General features: G+C 70.2%; 14 protein-coding genes. 7 read left to right on the top strand and 7 right to left on the bottom strand.

The features are described from left to right. Positions 1 to 283, top strand: a 283-nt coding sequence (locus ACZ63F_RS05920; RefSeq protein WP_457735981.1) for an RICIN domain-containing protein, incomplete at its 5' end; no start/stop codon positions are given. A 119-nt stretch (positions 284 to 402) separates the two neighbouring features. Then, complete coding sequence (locus ACZ63F_RS05915; protein WP_469709056.1) at positions 403 to 2,067, top strand: ricin-type beta-trefoil lectin domain protein; 1,665 nt, start codon at positions 403 to 405, stop codon at positions 2,065 to 2,067. A 79-nt stretch (positions 2,068 to 2,146) separates the two neighbouring features. Here the strand turns inward: ACZ63F_RS05915 and ACZ63F_RS05910 are convergent, their stop codons facing one another. The 3 genes from ACZ63F_RS05910 to ACZ63F_RS05900 form a co-directional block, all read right to left on the bottom strand. Then, a complete protein-coding gene (locus tag ACZ63F_RS05910; RefSeq protein WP_469709054.1) occupies positions 2,147 to 2,479 on the bottom strand; it encodes a nuclear transport factor 2 family protein in 333 nt (110 codons plus the stop codon). 73 nt (positions 2,480 to 2,552) lie between these two features. Next, complete coding sequence (locus tag ACZ63F_RS05905) at positions 2,553 to 3,452, bottom strand: SDR family oxidoreductase (RefSeq protein WP_469709053.1); 900 nt, start codon at positions 3,450 to 3,452, stop codon at positions 2,553 to 2,555. Between the two features lie 61 nt (positions 3,453 to 3,513). Next, complete coding sequence (locus ACZ63F_RS05900; protein ID WP_469709051.1) at positions 3,514 to 4,254, bottom strand: SDR family oxidoreductase; 741 nt, start codon at positions 4,252 to 4,254, stop codon at positions 3,514 to 3,516. Between the two features lie 239 nt (positions 4,255 to 4,493). Between ACZ63F_RS05900 and ACZ63F_RS05895 the strand changes: the two genes are divergently transcribed. The 4 genes from ACZ63F_RS05895 to ACZ63F_RS05880 all read left to right on the top strand — a co-directional run bounded on the left by ACZ63F_RS05895 (position 4,494) and on the right by ACZ63F_RS05880 (position 9,373). Beyond that, positions 4,494 to 4,976, top strand: coding sequence for a hypothetical protein (locus ACZ63F_RS05895; protein ID WP_457694486.1), 483 nt, complete (start codon positions 4,494 to 4,496; stop codon positions 4,974 to 4,976). A gap of 400 nt (positions 4,977 to 5,376) precedes the next feature. Continuing rightward, positions 5,377 to 6,471: a DUF1996 domain-containing protein gene (locus ACZ63F_RS05890; RefSeq protein ID WP_469709048.1), complete on the top strand. Its 1,095-nt coding sequence runs from the start codon at positions 5,377 to 5,379 to the stop codon at positions 6,469 to 6,471. 11 nt (positions 6,472 to 6,482) lie between these two features. After that, a complete protein-coding gene (locus ACZ63F_RS05885) occupies positions 6,483 to 8,249 on the top strand; it encodes a discoidin domain-containing protein (RefSeq protein ID WP_469709046.1) in 1,767 nt (588 codons plus the stop codon). Between the two features lie 83 nt (positions 8,250 to 8,332). Beyond that, positions 8,333 to 9,373: a LacI family DNA-binding transcriptional regulator gene (locus tag ACZ63F_RS05880; protein ID WP_352357403.1), complete on the top strand. Its 1,041-nt coding sequence runs from the start codon at positions 8,333 to 8,335 to the stop codon at positions 9,371 to 9,373. 27 nt (positions 9,374 to 9,400) lie between these two features. Here the strand turns inward: ACZ63F_RS05880 and ACZ63F_RS05875 are convergent, their stop codons facing one another. Further along, on the bottom strand, positions 9,401 to 9,769 hold the full coding sequence (locus tag ACZ63F_RS05875; RefSeq protein WP_469709044.1) for a hypothetical protein: 369 nt from the start codon (positions 9,767 to 9,769) through the stop codon (positions 9,401 to 9,403). 224 nt (positions 9,770 to 9,993) lie between these two features. Between ACZ63F_RS05875 and ACZ63F_RS05870 the strand changes: the two genes are divergently transcribed. Then, entirely contained in the window at positions 9,994 to 11,697 is a 1,704-nt protein-coding gene (locus ACZ63F_RS05870) for an MFS transporter (protein WP_469709042.1), read from the top strand. Between the two features lie 104 nt (positions 11,698 to 11,801). Here ACZ63F_RS05870 and ACZ63F_RS05865 read toward each other — a convergent pair whose 3' ends face one another. The 3 genes from ACZ63F_RS05865 to ACZ63F_RS05855 form a co-directional block, all read right to left on the bottom strand. Continuing rightward, entirely contained in the window at positions 11,802 to 12,548 is a 747-nt protein-coding gene (locus tag ACZ63F_RS05865) for an aminoglycoside phosphotransferase family protein (protein WP_469709040.1), read from the bottom strand. A gap of 318 nt (positions 12,549 to 12,866) precedes the next feature. Then, a complete protein-coding gene (locus ACZ63F_RS05860) occupies positions 12,867 to 13,370 on the bottom strand; it encodes a DUF1203 domain-containing protein (RefSeq protein ID WP_469709037.1) in 504 nt (167 codons plus the stop codon). Between the two features lie 155 nt (positions 13,371 to 13,525). Then, a complete protein-coding gene (locus tag ACZ63F_RS05855) occupies positions 13,526 to 17,800 on the bottom strand; it encodes a galactose-binding domain-containing protein (RefSeq protein ID WP_469709036.1) in 4,275 nt (1,424 codons plus the stop codon). Positions 17,801 to 17,976: the final 176 nt, after the last annotated feature.

The following is a 17,976-nucleotide window of genomic DNA, read 5'->3' as shown; positions in this document are numbered from 1 at the left end:
CAACGGCGACGGCTGGTACCGCATCCGCAACAAGAACTCCGGCAAGGTCCTCGGCGTCGACCTCATGTCCACCGCCGACAGCGCACACGTCGTCCAATTCGACGACAACGGCACCGCCGACCACCTCTGGCAGCTCATCGACAACGGCGACGGCTGGTACCGCATCCGCAACAAGAACTCCGGCAAGGTCCTCGGCGTCGACCTCATGTCCACCGCCGACAGCGCACACGTCGTCCAGTACGACGACAACGGGACCGCCGACCACCTGTGGCAGTTCGGGTAGGGCCGGTTGTCCGGCCTGTTTCGCTGCCGTCGTTCACATCACTGGAGGTCAGGTACATGACATTGCGGTCGGTAAGACCACTGCGCGGCAGATGGAGAAGGACCCTCGGTCTCATTCCCGTGGTCGCGCTCATGGTGGCGGCCACCGTCACCGGCTCGCTCACCGCCCAGGCGGCCGTGCCCCCGACGCCGGCGGGCTTCTCGCTCACCTGGAGCGACGACTTCAACGGCGCGTCCGGCACCGGCATCGACCAGAGCCTGTGGAAGTACGACACCGGGCCGGGCAGCAGTTTCGGCACCGGTGAGATCGAGACCATGACCAGCAGTACCTCGAACGTCTACTACGACGGTCAGGGCCACCTGGTGCTCCAGGCCCTGCACTCCGGTTCCGATCCGCGCAGCGGGTGGACCTCGGGGCGCGTGGAGACCCAGTCTGCGTCCTTCGGAGCTCCGGCCGGCGGAGTCGTCCGCATCGAGTCCGTCCTGCAGCAGCCCAACGTCACCACCGCCAACGGCGCGGGCTACTGGCCGGCGTTCTGGATGCTCGGCGCACCGCTGCGCTCCGGTGTGACCTGGCCGAAGTCCGGCGAGGTCGATGTCATGGAGGACATCAACGGCCGCGGCTCCGTCTTCAGCACGATCCACTGCGGGGTGAACCCGGGCGGCCCGTGCAACGAGTCGACCGGCATCGGATCGGGTGAGCGCGCCTGCTCCGGCTGCCAGACCGGCTTCCACGACTACGCGGTGGAGATCGACCGCTCGGTGTCGCCGGAACAGATCCGGTTCTACCTCGACGGGAACAACTTCTTCACCGTCAATGCCAACCAGGTGGACGCGACGACCTGGTCCGACGCGATCGACCACCCCTTCTTCATCATCTACGACCTGGCGATCGGCGGCGGGTTCCCCGACGCGTTCGGCGGGGGCCCGAACGCGGCCACGGTCTCCGGCGGCAAGCTGGTCGTCGACTCGGTGGCCGTGTACAACAAGGGTCCCGGCTCCGAAGGTGGCGGCGGTTCGGTGACCGGCCAGACGATCACCGGTCCTGGCGGCAAGTGCGTGGACGTGTCCGGTGACGACACCGGCGGCGACGGCACCGCGGTCCAGCTGTGGGACTGCCAGTCGGCGGCCAGGGACCAGCACTGGACGTGGAGCGGCCAGACCCTGCAGACCCTCGGCAAGTGCCTGGACATAGCGGGCGGCAACAGCGCCGCGGGGACCAAGCTGCAGCTCGCCACGTGCAACAGCGGCGGCTACCAGTCGTGGGTGCGGCAGGCCGACGGCACTCTTCGCAACCCGGCCAGCGGCCGGTGCATCGACTCGCCGTCGGGCGCCACGGCCAACGGCACCCGGCTGCAGATCTGGGACTGCAACGGCTCCGGCGCCCAGCAGTTCGCCATCGGTACCCCCATCTACGGTCCGGGCGGCAAGTGCGTGGACGTGGCCGGTGACGACACCGGCGGCGACGGCACCGCGGTCCAGCTGTGGGACTGCCAGCAGGCGACCTCGCTCGACCAGAAGTGGACCTGGAACGGCCAGACCCTGCGCACCCTCGGCAGATGCCTGGACATAGCGGGCGGTGTCAGCACGGCCGGCACGAAGCTCCAGCTGGCCACCTGCAACGGCGGGGGCTATCAGAACTGGGTCGCCAACGCCGACGGCTCGCTGTACAACCCGACCACCGGCCGCTGCGTCGACTCACCCTCCGGCGCGACCGCGAACGGCACCCGGCTGCAGATCTGGGACTGCAACGGTTCCGGCGCCCAGCAGTTCGCCCTGGCATGAGCCGAACGTGCGTGATCCCCGCAGCCGGCGGGGTTCGCGCACCCGCCCCCGGTCCTGGACGGCACTGGTCGCGGCGGTGTCACGGAGCGATCCGCAGGCTCGCGATCAGGCCGTCGCGCAGGCGGAAGGTCATGGGGCCGGTGCCGTTGTACCCGTTGCCGGTCACGGTCAGGGTCGCGACATAGGTGTCGGCCGACGCGCCGGGCTCGATCGCGTCCAGCGTGAAGTGCGCCTGCACGCCGATGTTGTCGGTCCGGTCCCAGGCGCGCACACCGTCGCGGCCGCGGTATGCGCGGCCCCAGTCGTCGAGTTCGGCGTCGTGGGTGAACGCGGCGGCGAACGCCTCGGCGTCGCCGCGGTTGGTCGCCTCGATGAACGTCTGGATGGCGGCCGGGGTTTCGATGGTGGTCATGGTTATTGCCCCGGTGGTGTGGGGAGCCGGGACGGGGAGGGCTGACGTCCCTCGCCCGTCCCGGCTCGGGGTGTCAGCGCTGGACGGTGAGCAGGTCGGCGAGGCCGATGCGGGTGAGGAATTCACGGCGGATGCGGTCGGCAGTCTCGGAGACCTCCTTGGATCCGTCGTCGGCGGGGTCGATGTGAACGCGGAAGGGGCGCTGTCCGGCGGGCAGGGCGATGATGCGGGCGATCTCGTCGGAGACCAGCGACGCGGTCGCGCCCTCGGGGGCGAGGGCGGCGAGCTTGGTCGCCACCTGGTCCATCAGGCCGGCGTATCTGGTCTCGTACTCGGCCTCCACGGCCGTGTCGTCGGGGCGGCCGGAGTGGGCGAAGTGGTTGGTGCCGCTGGTGAACGAGCCGGGGACGATGATCGAGGTCTCCACGCCCCAGCGGGCGAGTTCGCCGGCGTAGGACACCGCGAGGGAGTCCATGGCGGCCTTGGCCGCGAAGTAGGGGGCGAGGTAGGGCGGGGTGCCGCCCTTGACGCTGCTGCTGGACACCCAGAGCACCAGTCCTCGCCTGCGCCGGCGCATGCCCGGCAGCACGGCGCGGTTGACGCGCTGGGTGGACAGGACGTTCACGTTGTAGAGCTCGGCCAGCTGCTCGGGGGTGAAGGCCTCGGCGGGCCCGGTCACCATGTGCCCGGCGTTGTGGATCAGCACGTCGATGCGGCCGTGCTCGGCTTCGATCCACTTGACGGCGGTGTCGACCGAGTGCTGCGAGTTCACGTCGAGTTCGACGGACCGCAGGTCGACGTGGTGCTCGTCGGCGTACTGGGCGGCGGCCCGGACCTGGGGCGCGTTGCGGCCGGTGGTCTGGCGCATGCCGGCGTAGACGGTGTGGCCGGCGTCCGCCAGGGCACGGGCGGTGAGTGCTCCGAAACCGCTGGAGGCGCCGGTGATGACGACGATGGTGCCGGTGGTGGACATGGGCGTGGTTCCTTTCCGGGATGACAGTGCGGGGGGGGCGGGGTGGTGCGCGCGGCGGGGGTCAGGCGAGTCCGCCGTTGGTGTAGAGGACCTGTCCGTTGACCCAGCGCGCGGGACCGGCCAGGAACGAGACGACCTCGGCGATGTCCCCGGGCTCGCCGAGCCGCTCCAGCGGGGTCGCCTTGGCGAAGTTCGCGATGGTGGCGTCGTCCTTGCCCTCGAGGAACAGTGGTGTGGCGGTGGGACCGGGTGCGACGGCGTTGACGGTGATGTCCCGGCCGCGCAGCTCACGGGCGAGGATGAGGGTCAGGCCCTCGACCGCGGCCTTGCTGGCGACGTAGGCGCCGTAGCCCGGCAACTGGGTGCGGACCACGGAGGTCGAGACGTTGACGATCGCGCCGCCCGGGCGGACCCTGCGTGCCGCCTGCTGGGAGACGACGAAGGTGCCGCGGATGTTCGTGCGGTGCATCCGGTCGAGGTCGGCGAGGTCGAACGTCGCGATGGGGGCCAGGATCATGATGCCGGCGGTGTTCACGACCACGTCGATGCCGCCGAAGGCCGACTCGACGGCGTCGAAGGCCGCGCTCATCGCGCTCTCGTCGGCGACGTCGCCGCCCACCGCGAGGGCCCGGCCGCCGGCGGCGGTGATCGCGGCCACGGTCTCCTCGGCCCTGGCCTTGTTTCCCGCGTACTGCACGGCGACCGCGAAGCCGTCCCGGGCGAGCCGTTCGGCCGCGACGCGGCCGATGCCGCCCGAGCCTCCGGTGACCAGTGCGACACGGTCGATGGTGGGGGTGCTCATGAGGGTCTCCTCTTCTGGCGCGCCTAAATGAACGACTCGTTCATATAATCACGAAATGAACGCGCAGTCCATATCTCTTGACGAGCGTGTCCTCCGCGCGTCCGCCCCGGCGCCCCGCGCGGGCGGGCGGCGGGCCCACGACCGGGGCGACGACGCGCACTTGCCCGGGCGTCGATTCCCGCTAGCGTGAGGGCGCCAGGTCAGCAGGTCCCGCCCCTCCCCTCACCTCAGGAGGCTCCGTGCCCATCCGTCCCAGCCGGCTCGCCGTCCCCGCCCTGCTCACGGCTGCCGCCCTCGCCGTCGCGGCTCCGGCCGCCCAGGCCAGCGGCACCAAGATGACCCAGTCGGCCGCGGCCGCGAAGCTCTCCGCCGCGGGCATCACCTGGAGCTCCAGCGGCAACTGCACCACTCGCTCCAACTCGACGTGCACGTCGTTCGACCAGATCAACTCCGGCACGGTCGACGCCATGATCACGCTGAAGCGGGCCAGCGGCTGCGCCATCAACATCACCGGCGGCACGGAGGTCGGCCACGCGTCCGGCACCTACAGCCACTACAACGGCTACAAGGTCGATCTGGCGCACAACTCGTGCCTGGACGGCTATGTGCACAACAGCTTCACCTACATCGGCTACCGCGGCGACGGCTACCCGCAGTGGCAGGCCGCCTCCGGCAACCTCTACTGCGACGAGGGCAACCACTGGGACGTCACGGTCTACTGAGTCCCCCGCCGGGGCACAGGCGAGTCCCCTGCCGGGGCGCGGGGCTCCGGTGAGCGGCAGAGCGGGCGTCGCCGCGCCACGGCGAGGGCGACGCCCGCGGACCCAAGTCTCATGACGGCCTCCGAGGATGCGTCAAGAAAGCCGCCGCAGCGCTTAGTTCACATCTTGATTTAACTTGTGATACCCAACGTCCGGCAAGCCTTGGGGAGTTGAAATCTTTCCGGGCCCTCTTCTGCCGGATCCCTTGACACCTCGATGACACGGCCTCAACACTCCTCGGCGGGAGAGCGCTCTCCCGAACGTCTCCCGGCGCCCCCTCGCGTCAGCCCCGCCTGACGTCACGTCACGGGGTCGCCCGGCGACGGCCTCTGCCACCCCCACCGTTCAGGAGGAGGTCTCCATGCCACGGAGATCGAAAGGCCTGTCAGCCACGCTGATCACCGGCGCGCTCCTGCTGACCTCGCTCGGCCTCGGCGGCATCGCCGTCAGTGCCGGGCCGCCCGCACCGCACAGCGCCGCCGCGCGGTCGTTCGCGGCCACCCATTCCGGTCACGCCATGGCCGCGTCCACGGCCACCTCCCCGGAGGATCCGGACGGCGACGGCTACATCCTGGCGAACCCGCAGGTCACCGGCGTGACACCGTCCACCCAGGACCCGCCGCACCGCTACTTCCACGAGTTCCAGGCGAACTGCTCGGTCACCCGCACCAGGCCGGACGACCCCATCGTCTACCCGCAGCAGCCGGGCAAGTCCCACGACCACACCTTCATGGGCAACACCACGACCGACGCGTACAGCACCACCGCCTCGCTGTCGGCCGGCGGCACCACGTGCAAGGCCCCCGGCGACCTGTCCGGCTACTGGATGCCCACCCTGTACAACGGCGACCAGCAGATCCTGCCCGTCGGCCCGCAGGTCATCTACTACAAGGCAGGCGTCACCGACTACACCAGCGTCCGGCCCTTCCCCAAGGGCCTGCGTTTCGTCGTCGGCAGCCCCCTGCAGAGCGCCGACGAGTTCCGCAGCCACCCCGGCTTCGTCGAGGGCTGGGAGTGCGGTGACAGCTACTTCAACACCGAGTTCCCGGCGAGCTGTCCCAACCGGGCCGATGTCCAGCTCAACATCCGCTTCCAGGCTCCCAGTTGCTGGGACGGCAGGTACCTCGACACGCCCGACCACAAGAGCCACATGGCCTACCCCGTGGTCAAGCCCGGCACGAACGACAACATCTGCCCGGCCGACCACCCGGTGGCCCTGCCGATGATCGAGTTCAAGATGGCCTTCCCGGTCAACGGCGACATGTCGAAGGTGCGGCTCTCCAGCGGGACGGGGCACAGCTTCCACTACGACTTCTTCAACGCGTGGGACGACCGCACCCTCCAGGCGCTGGTCGACCACTGCATCGTCGGCGGGCTCCAGTGCGACGCGCGCGGCTACGACGAGACCCACCCGGAGGCGGGCGCCGCACTCGACGAGCACTACCGACTGCCGTGAGGAGCTCGCTCATGACCCCACGACCCCGCACCCGCACCGGTTCCCGCACCCGCCGCATCGCTGCACCCCTGACCGCCGGTGTCCTGGCCGCCGGATTCCTCGCCGCGCTGCCCGCCGCCCAGGCGCACGCCGCGGGCAGTGTCGTCAAGGTCACCGGCAGCCAGGGCGCCTGGCAGCTGACCGTGGACGGCCAGCCGTACCAGATCAAGGGCCTGACCTGGGGTCCGAGCGTCTCGGACGCCGACAAGTACATGCCCGACCTCACGTCCATGGGCGTCAACACGATCCGCACCTGGGGCACCGACGCCACCAGCAAGCCGCTGTTCGACTCGGCGGCCGCGCACGGCATCAAGGTGATCGCGGGCTTCTGGCTGCAACCGGGCGGCGGTCCCGGCAGCGGCGGCTGCGTCAACTACCTGACGGACACCGCCTACCGGAACCAGGTGCTCGACGAGTTCCCCACGTGGGTGCAGACCTACAAGGACAACCCCGGCGTGCTCATGTGGGACGTCGGCAACGAGTCGGTCCTCGGCCTGCAGAACTGCTACAGCGGTGACGAACTGGAGAGGCAGCGCGACGCCTACACCACCCTCGTCAACGACATCACCAAGAAGATCCACGCCATCGACCCGAACCACCCGGTCACGTCCACCGACGCCTGGGCCGGCGCCTGGCCCTACTTCAAGAAGAACGCGCCGGACCTCGACCTGTACGCCGTGAACTCCTACAACGCGGTCTGCGACGTCAAGGCCGCCTGGCAGCAAGGGGGTTACACCAAGCCCTACATCGTCACCGAGACCGGGCCGGCCGGCGAGTGGGAGGTCCCGGACGACGCCAACGGGGTCCCGCTGGAGCCCTCCGACCAGGCGAAGGCCGACGGCTACACCCGTGCGTGGAACTGCGTCACCGGGCACCAGGGGGTCGCGCTCGGTGCCACGATGTTCCACTACGGCACCGAGTACGACTTCGGCGGCATCTGGTTCAACCTGCTGCCCGCCGGCCAGAAGCGCCTGTCGTACTACGCCGTGAAGCGGGCCTACGGCGGTGACACCGCCCACGACAACACCCCGCCCGTCATCACCGACCTGACCGTGGAGGGCGGCGCGGGCCAGGTGCAGGCCGGACGCGACCTCGTCCTGTCCGTGAAGGCCGGCGACCCCGACGGCGACCGGATCTCCTACGAGGTCCTCGACAACAGCATGTACATCGACCAGAGCAAGAACCTGGCCTCACTGCCCTTCACCGACCTCGGCGGCGGCCGCCTGAGGTTCACCGCGCCCGACCGGCCGGGCGTCTGGAAGGTCTACGTCAAGGCGACGGACGGGCACGGCAACGTCGGCGTGGAGACGCGCTCGATCCGCGTCGTACCGCCGGTCCCGTCCGGCACCGACGTGGCACGCGGCAGGCCCGCCACCGCCTCGTCGTACCAGGCGAGTTACGGTGACTGCCCGTGCACGGCGGCCAACGCGGTCGACGGCAACCAGGCCACGCGCTGGGCCAGTGACTGGAGCGACCCGCAGTGGCTCCAGGTCGACCTCGGAACCCGCACCACGTTCCGGCACGTCCAGCTGTCCTGGGAGGCCTCGTACGCAAAGGCGTACACCATCCAGACCTCCGACGACGGCCAGAACTGGCAGACCGTGCACACCGTGACCGACGGCAACGGCGGGATCGACGACTTCGACGTCACCGGGACCGGCCGCTACGTCCGCGTCAACGGGACCGCGCGGGGCACCGGTTGGGGCTACTCGCTGTACGAGTTCGGCGTCTACGCCTGACGGACGCGGCTCTCCCGGAGCGGCGGAGCCCGTTCCGGGAGAGCGCTCTACTGAAGGCTTCGCAGGTCCGTTAGGGTGCCTGCATGAGCAGACGGGCCCCGACGCTCGAGGACGTCGCCCGGGAGGCCGGTGTCTCCCGGGCGACCGTGTCCCGGGTCGTCAACGGCATCCGCAACGTGGATCCGGAGATACAGGAGATGGTCCGCGGGGCCATCGAACGGACGGGTTACGCGCCCAACCGGGCCGCCCGGTCCCTGGTGATCCGGCGGTCCGAGACCGTCGCCCTGGTGGTCTCCGGCGCCGGGGACACCACGGACGCCGGCCAGAACGCCTTCGCCACGTCGGTGTTCGCGGATCCCTTCTTCGGGCGGGTCGTCAGCGGGATCGTCGGCTTCCTGCGCCCCCGTTCGATGCACCCCGTCCTGATGTTCGCCGAGTCCGCCGAGGCCCGGGAGGAGGTGGTGACCTATCTGCGCCAGGGCCGCGCCGACGGCGCCCTCGTGGTCTCCACCCACGCCGACGACCCGCTGCCGGCCCTGCTCGCCGACGCCCGGCTTCCCGCGGTGCTCTTCGCCCGCCCCTCCCGTCCGGTCCCGCTCAGCTACGTGGACCTGGCGCACCGGGACGGCGGACGCCTCGCGGCGGAGCACCTTCTCGCGCGCGGCTGCCGCCGCCCCGCCACGGTCTGCGGCCCGCTGGACGTGGAGGCGAGCAGGGAGCGGCTCGCGGGTTTCCGTGACACGCTCGCCCGCCACGGCCACCCCTACGTCCCGGTCGCCGAGGGCGGGTTCACCCTGGACAGCGGTCTCGCGGCCACGTCGGACCTGCTGGCCCGGCACCCCGACACGGACGGCGTGTTCGCCGCCAACGACCTCATGGCACAGGGCGCCTGCCAGGTCGTACGGGAGCAGGGGCGCCGGGTGCCCGAGGACGTCGCCGTCGTCGGCTTCGACGACTCCGGCATCGCCGAGACCTGCCGGCCCCGGCTGACCACGATCCGCCAGCCGGTCGAGGAGATGGCGGCCGAGATGGCCCGCCTGCTCGACGAGCACATCCACGGCGCCCGCACCGACGCGACGTCGGTCGTCTTCGACCCGAAGCTCGTGGTGCGCGACTCGGCGTAGCGCCGGGGCTGCACACGGACCCGCGCTCTACTCGTCCAGGAACCCGTACGCCCCGCTGACGTCCTGGACCACGACGGTGCCGTCGCGGACCTGCCACTCGCTCATGCCGTCGACCTCGTGGCTGACGAGAAACAGACCGTGGATCAGGTCGTTGTCGTCGTCGGAGGCCGGAATGCACGCCAGGCTTTGCAGCCGCTCCAGGAATGGGTCGACGGACTCGGCGCGCATATGGGCCCCGAAGAAGACCCAGTGGGCGAAGTTGTACTGCCGCGGCGGAAAGGCCCAGCCGCCGCCGTACGTCCGGTCGGGATCGTCCGCTTCGACGATCCTTCTGACCTGGGCGAGCTGTCGCTCGTCGCACTCCAGCCAACCCCTGACGGCCACGAAGACACCCACGGCGATCGCTCCCCCTGTGGGCGCCCTCCGAGAACGCCCGTTCCGACCGTCGGCACGATAGACGTGACCGGATCGTCCGGCAAAGCATTTCGGCCACGCAGACCCCCTAGGCGTACCGACCAGTCGGTACTACCCTCTGGCCACGCTCCCGGAGCCGGGCCGGCGCGAGGCCTCGTCGCGCCGACGCGCACCACCCGGTCTCCGGAATCCCCGGGAGGAGCCGCATGTCCGCTGCCACGACACCGCCCACCGCCGACAGACCCGCACCCGATGCACCCTCCGCCGCCGGCACCCCGCTGGCCCGGCTGTACCGCCGCGAACTGACCGACTATCCGCCCACCGGCCGCCGGATGGCGTACCTCGCGATCGTGGTCGTCACCACCGTCGTCCTGTACTACATGCTGTACATCCAGTACGCGGTGGCGACGTCGATCATCACGCACTTCGGCATGACGTACCGCTACTTCATCTGGGTCTCGGTGATCGGCAACGCGGTCGGGGCCTTCGCCTCGCTCGTGGCGGGTCTTGCCGACCGGTGGGGCCGGGCGAATCTGGTGGTCTACGGACTGCTGGTCGCGGCGCTGCTGGTCTTCTTCGGCCTGCCGAACGCGGCGAACAAGACCACCTACCTGGTGCTCTTCGCGCTCGTCAGCTTCATCGAGGGCATCGTGCTGGTCGCCACCCCGGCGCTGATCAGGGACTTCTCCCCGCAGCTCGGCCGGGCCACCGCGATGGGGTACTGGACGATGGGCCCGGTCATCGGCTCCCTGGTGGTCACCGTCGTCACCAGCAACACCCTCGACAGCGCCACCTGGCAGGACGAGCTGCGCTATTCGGCGATCGCCGGGTTCGTCGTCCTCGTCGTCGCCGTCGTCGCGCTGCGCGAGCTCTCCCCGGCACTGCGGGACCAGATCATGGTGACCCTGCGGGACCGGGCCCTGGTCGAGGCACGCGCCAAGGGGCTGGACACCGAGGCGCTGCGGCGCGGCGAGTGGCGGCAGATGATGCGCCTGGACGTGCTGGGCTCGGCCTTCGCCATCGCCGTGTTCCTGCTGCTGTACTACGCGGCGGTCGGCAACTTCGTCGTCTACTTCTCGACCGTCTTCGGCTACAGCGAGCAGCGCACCAACGCCCTGGCCAACTGGTACTGGGGAGCGAACGCCATCGCCCTGGTCCTGGTCGGCCTGGTCTCGGACCGGCTGAAGGTGCGCAAGCCCTTCATGATCGTCGGCGCGGTTGGCTCGATCGCTGTGACCGCGGCCTTCGCCACCCGCGCCACCCATCCGACGACCGGCTACTACACCTTCGCCTGGCTGTTCGTCGGCATCGGAGTCTTCAGCGGCATCGCCTACGCGCCCTGGATGGCGAGCTTCACCGAGACGGTGGAGAAGCACAACCCTGCGGCCACCGCGGCGGGTCTGGCGGTGTGGGGCTGGACCGTGCGCATCGTGGTCGCCGTCTCCGCGGCCTTCATCCCGGTCCTGGTCACCTCCGTGACCCCGCTCGTGGAGCACGGCGCCGAGGTCAAGGCCGCCTCGGCGCAGGCGGCACCCGCGCTGGCGATCGTCGATGCGCATCCGGGCCTCTTCGCCGAGCTCGACAAGTACACCCCCGCCACCACCCCTCCCGCACTGAGCGCCCGCGCCGTCAAGGAGGTCGGCGCGGACGACCTCGCCGTCGTACAGAAGGCCGGGCCGCAGCTGAAGCTGCTGCAGGAGTACGGCGCCAAGGTCCAGAAGGCGTCGAAGGACGGGCCCGGCGAATGGCGCACGTGGTGGTGGATCTGCGTCGGCGGCCAGGTGGTCTTCCTGCCCTTCGTCTTCGTGATGGCGGGCCGGTGGAGCCCGAAGAAGGCGCGCATGGACGCCGAGGCACACCAACTCGCCGTCAACCGCGAGCTGGCCGCCCTGGCCGCCGCCGAGGAGTGACCGGACGCGGAGCCGGGGACGGCGGGCAGGGGTTCCCTGCCCGCCGTCCCCGGTGACGTGCCGGCTCTCCTCGGTGCACGCGCACCAGTGCGGCCCGCGCTGCCTCACATCCGGGATCTCAGCACGTCGACCTCACAGCCCGGCGCGGACGGGTCGAAGCCGTGCTCCACCAGCCAGCGCACCCCCAGCAGGCTTCGCAACGACCACCACGCGCGGATCACGTCGAGGTCGACGTCGGTGCCGTAACCGGCGATGACGTCGCCGAGGTGCTCCTCGTGTCCGAGCGTCAGGGTGGCGAGGTCGAACAGGGCATCGCCCCGGCCCGCTTCGGACCAGTCGATGATGCCGGTGACCTCGTCGCCGTCGACAAAGACGTGCTCGGCCTGCAGGTCGCCGTGCGTGAACACCGGGGTCCACGGCCGGATCGCGGCCTCGGCGACCTGGCGGTTGCGGGTGACCAGGTCGGCGGGCAGGATGCCGTGCGCCACGAGCGACGCGCACTCGCCGTCGAGTTCCGCCGCCAGCTCGTCGGGACCCCGGCGGCGCCGGCCGGGCCAGGGCGGCAGCGGCGCCTCGTGCAACTGCCGGACGGCGGCACCCGCCGCGGCCCATGCCGCCGGCGATGTGGTCGACGGCTGACCGAGCCGGCCGAGAGCCGTCCCCGGGACGGCGGCGAGGGCGAGCACGGGCGGCCTGCGCCACAGGACCTCCGGAGTCGGGACCGGCACCAGGGCCATCGCCTCGACCTCGACCTCGATGCGCGCGTGATCGGCGTCCACCTTCAGGAACACGTCGCCGACGCGCAGCGTCGCGCGCTCGGAATGGGCGACGACGACTTCGACCTCGTCCATGGGCACCCAGTATTCCGGGGATGATCGCCGATGTCGCCGGAATTGTGGCGCGCGGTGACCGGCCGACCGCCGCACGGCGGCGGTGACGGCGTACGTGCCCTGCTTCGGGATCACGCGTGGGGCGTCTCCCTGGGTCCGCCGGGAGTCGACGGCATCTTCGGCCCGCACACGTGGCGCAGACTGCGCAACGGGTGAGCCGGCCGGAAAGCAGGCCGTGGGAACGGCGCCGAGGCCGGGCCGGGTTCTGGGCCGGGCTCGGCCGAGTGGCCGTGCCGGTGTGCCGGGCAGGGCGTGGGCGCCCCGCCCGGCATCGGGCCGTCAGGGGCGGTCCACGCGGAAGTGGTAGCAGCCGTATTCGACGGCACGGACGTGGACCTGGGCGGTCCCGGGGTCGGCGAACGCCTCGGCCAGTGCGTGCTCGAAGGCCGCGTGGGGATCGTCCGGGAGCTCCAGCATGCGGCCGCCCGTGATGCGGCCTCGCCCGTCGTAGCGGCGCAGGACGCGCAGGGCGCCGGGGCGTGCCCAGGGGTAGCCGGGGTGCTCGTCGGACGGGCCGCCGCAGTCCTCGGCGTGGATGAAGACCGGCCCCTGTTCGTCGTACGCCCCGGGATCGGCGTCGGTCTGCGCCGCCCACCGGCGCAGCGGGGCGTAGGACACCAGGGCGATCCTCTCGCCCCGGGTACTGGACCGCAGGCAGCAGCGCAGCGGTGCGCCGCCTTCGTCGTCCGGGTACGGGCGTGGCGGGTTCCCGGCGTCGTCGTGGACGCGCAGTTCCTTCAGGGCCTCGGCGGGGATGGGAAGGGGAGGGAAGGCGGGATTCATGTGTGCAGCGTGACGCGGGCCTGCCCGGGACACCGGCGGGATCCGGACGCCGTCCTCGACGCCGGAGCCGCGGTCCGGTCACCAGGGTGGGGCCGGGCGCGGCAGGAAGGGGCGTCCCCGCCGGGGGCGCCCCTTCCTTCACCGCTGTTCGGGAGCTACTCGATGTTGATCTTGAAGGTGGTGGTCGTGTTCCTGATGTCCTGAGCGTTGCCGCTCATCCGCAGGTTGCGGAAGGTGGCCTCGCCGACGGCGGGACCCTGACCGGGTTCGGGCAGTTCGTTGGCCCAGATGCCGAAGCCGGACTTGGCGTCGAAGGCGTCTGCGCTCTTCTTGGAGTTGGTGATGGAGATGTCGGTGAAGATGGTGTCCTTCACCGGGAACTGCGGCTGGCCGCCGACGTAGTTGGTCTGGAACATGACGCCTCCGTAGGTGGAGTCGTCGATGTCGACGTCGTTGACCCGGATGCCCTGGAAGACCTTCGAGGCGGAGAACGCCCAGATGGCGGGGAAGACCTGGGAGCCCCAGAAGTGGCCGCCGGTTCTGTCCAGGGAGACGTTCTCGATCGTCGTGGGATCGGTGCCGAAGCCGTTCATCGGGTAGCCGAAGTCCAGCGAGGAGATCGTGATGCCGGAGTATACGAGGGTGTCGGCGACGCGGATGTTGCGGAAGGTGTTGTCGTAGCCGCCGTAGACGGCGATGCCGGCCGCGCGCCAGGTGAGGGTGGACGTCAGGTTCTCGTAGAGGTTGTTCTTCTCGTCGGCGCCGCCGGCGTCGATGGCCGAGAAGAGGGCGAAGCTGTCGTCGCCCGTGGCGCGGGCGTCGTTGTTGACGACGTGGTTGTCCGTGGAGCCGTTCGTCATGTTGATGCCGTCGGCGAACGTGTCACGGATGCGGGAGTTCGAGATGGTCATGTTGTCGGTGTTGGCGCCCCAGTAGAGGCACACCATGTGCTCGGCCCAGATGTTGTCGATGGTGATGTTCGAGACGTTGGAGAAGTCGAACACCTTGCCCGGGCCGTCGATCCGGGACGTGTAGTTGCCGAAGTAGGCGAAGCCGGAGAACGTCGAGCCGTTGGCCGTGGACTCGGCGCGGAAGCCGACGTCGGTGTTCTCCTGCGAGGCGGGCGCGTGGAAGCGGGTGAACCAGGGGCCCGCTCCGACGACCTTGACCGCCTTGCCGTAGACCTGGAACTTGCTGGAGGTGTCGTAGTCGCCGGCGGGCAGGTAGACGCCGACGAGCTTGCCCGTGGTGTCCATGCGGACCTTGTCGAGGGCGTTCTGCACGTCCTGCTGCGTGAAGCCGGCCGGGACCGTGTAGGCGGCCGGGTCGGGGTTGGCGATCGCGGTGGCCTGTTCGGTGTTGATGAAGTCGACGGCGTAGTAACTGGCGGTGTTCGCCGCGTCCTTCTGGAGGCGGATCTTGGAACCGGCGGGCACGGTCTTGCCGAGGAGCAGGTTCGCCTCGTCGTAGATGTGGCGCGGGGCGCCGGAGCCGGGTGAGTTGCCGGGCGCGGTCTCGCTGCCGTAGAGCCAGGCGTACTTCGAGGTGAGGTCGATCGCCTTGAGGAACTGGCCGTCCACGTAGACGTCGAGGGTGGCGTCGGTGCCGTCCGGGATCGCGAATCGGGTGACCAGGGTGTTGGTCGCGGCCCGGGTCGTCCACTCGACGTACTCGCCGGTGGCGTCGAGGGTGACCGCCCTGCGGCCGCTGGCCTCGCCCGCGACGTCGCCGATGGTGCGGTTGGGGCCGACGACCTTGGCGCCGCCGCCCACCGTGCCGTCCTCGGCCTCGTACATGTCGTACGGCATGTCGGCGCCGCGGCCGACGAACAGGTTCTGTGTGGTGGTGTTGTTGGTGCGCTTGACCGGCAGTTCGTTGGTGTCGTCGGCGATGACCGTCTTCACCGTGTACTTGCCGTTGACGGCCGTCCAGGAGCCGAGGCTGATCGGCGCGGTCGTCTGTCCGGAGGCGATGGTGCCGTTGTAGGAGCCGCTGAGCGTCTTGACGGTGGCGCCGTTCGCGTCCTGGACCGTGAGGGTGACGCCGTGCGCGCCGGAGGCGGAGTCGATGGTCCCCTGGTTCTTGAGGGCCACGGTGAAGGCGACGTTGTCGCCGGCCGAGGCGCTGGAGGGCGTCCAGGCGACCGGTGCGGCGACCAGGTCGGAGCTGGATACGGGCTTGACGACGAGAGCGTCGGAGCGGGTGAAGGTGTTGTTGCCCTCGTTCTGCTCGATGACCTTGTTGGACGGGTCGACCTCGGCGCCGACCGGGTAGCTGCCCGCGTCCCGGGTGCCGATGCTCGCGGTGACCGTCGCCGAGGCGCCCGCCGCGAGGGCCGGGACGTCGGCGGTGGCCGCCTTGGTGCCGCCGAGCGTGAAGTTCAGGTCGGTGGCCTTGGACGCCTTGCTGCCGCTGTTGGTGACGGTGGCGGAGAGGGTGATGGCGTCCGACTCGACCGGGGCGGCGGGCGAGTTGGTGATGCCGGTGACCTTGAGGTCCGGGTTGGCGGCCGGGGTGCCGATCACCTGGAGCTCGCCGACCTGCCCGCCGGGGGCGCCGGTGTTGGAGGCGAACTTGAGCTGGATGTCGGCGGCGGCGCCGGAGACCGGGATGGTCACGGTGTTGCCGGTGGCCGGGTTGAACGTGTAGTCCTTCGCCGCGACGAGGCTGGTGAAGGTGGTCGCGTCCTGGTCGCGGCCGAGCACCTGGATGTTCTGGGTGCGGGTCGACCAGGCCGGGTCCGGGTTGAGCTTGACGACGACCTGGCTGAGATCGGCGTTGGCGCCCAGCTTGGTGGTGAGGGTGGCCGGGTAGGCGCCGCCCGCGCTCTCCCAGTAGGTGCCGATCTGGCCGTCGTTGGCGTTCGCGGCGACGTAGGTGAAGGTGTACGAGGAGGCCTCGATGGGCTTGCCCTGGGCGAGATCGGAGCCTGCGCCGTTCCCGGGCCGGGTGACGCTGTTGCTCGCCACCGACACGTTCCCCGCGGCGTCCTTCGCCTTCACGTAGTAGGTGACGGTGGCCGTCGCCGACGGGGTGTCGGTGTACGTCGTCACGTCGCCGGCCACGGTCTTGACGAGCTGGTCGTTGGCGTAGACGTCGTACCCGGTGACCGCCACGTTGTCGCTCGACGCCTGCCAGGTGAGCTTCACGTCGCTGCCGGACTGCGTGTAGGCGAGATTGCCGGGCGCCGTGGGGGCCTGGGTGTCGCCGCTCGCTCCCTTGCGGGTGACGCTGTTGCTGTTGGCGGAGACGTTGCCCGCGGCGTCCTTGGCCCGCACGAAGTACGTGATGTCGGTGCCGGCCGGCTGGGTGTCGGTGTAGGTCAGGACGTTCCCGGCCACGCTCGCCCGCAACTGGCCGTTGGCGTAGACGTCGTACCCGGTCACGCCGGTGTCGTCGGTGGCCGCGCTCCAGGTCAGCTTGATCTGCCCGGAGGCCGGCTCGGTGTAGGCCAGGTTGGCCGGCGCGGTGGGTGCCTGGGTGTCGCCGGTGGCCGGTCCGTAGACCTCCAGCTCGGACGCCTGCCCGGCGGGCCAGCCGTCGTTGGCGGTGAAGTACGCCCGCACGTACCGCGTCGTGGTCGTGTCGAAGCTGATGGTCGCCGACTGGTCGTCGGAGCTGTTGAAGGCGTACGCCTTCGACGCCGACAGGTCGGTGAAGTTCTGGTTGTCCGTGGAACCCTGGATCTTGAGGGTCTGGTTGCGGCTCGGCCAGCCGCTGGGCAGTCGCAGCGTCACCTGGTTCACCTGGACCGAGGAGCCGAGGTCGACCTTGAGCCACTGCGGGAAGGCGTTGTTGGTGCTCTCCCAGTAGGTGTTGCGGTTTCCGTCACCGGCGTTGGCCGCGCCGTAGACGTCGGCGTGCCCGCTCTCGCTGAAGGTCTTGCCCAGGGCGAGGTTGGGCGTCGAGGCGGCGGTCGTGAGGACCTGCATCTCGGCGAGCTGGGCGGTGCCCGTGACCGAGTTGGCGCTGAAGTCGGCCCGCACGTACCGGGCGAGGGTCGCGGGGAAGGAGACCTTCACCGTGTTGTCGTCGCCCGGGCTGAAGACGTACTGCGCCGTCGACTTGAGGGTGGCGAAGCTCTTGCCGTCGGCGCTGCCCTGGAGCGCCAGCGTCTGCTTGCGGGTCTGCCACTGCTCGGGCAGCCGCAGCACGACCTCGCGGACGCGCTGGGTCCGCCCGAGGTCGGTCTGGACCCACTGGGCCGACTTCTTCCCGGCCTGCCAGTAGGTGTCGGTGTCGCCGTCGGTGACGTTGACGGCCGCGTGTGCGGCGCGGGCACTGCCTGCCGTGGTTCTGGCGTTCGCGGCGGCGTTCGGACCGCCGGCCGCGTGTGCGCCGACGGCGGGCAGGCCCAGAACCATGACGGCGGAGGCGAGCACAGCGGTCGCTGTGCGCCGTCTCCAGGATCTCGGCTCGTGTCGAGTCATGCGGGGGTCACTTCCTGCGGAGGCTCGCACGCCGGAGGGGGCGGCGAGGGCGGCTCGTTCCTGACGGAGTGGTGCAGAAAGGTGCGGTGCGGTGCAGTGGGGTGGCACGAGAAGCAAGGCGCAGACTTTTGCATTGTTTCATCGAAATATTACAGAGCGATGTGTGCTCGTCTACA

This window comes from Streptomyces sp. NPDC104761 (assembly GCF_055583445.1).
The sequence above is the reverse complement of the archived record's forward strand: the minus strand, read 5'-3'. Positions and strand labels throughout refer to the sequence as shown.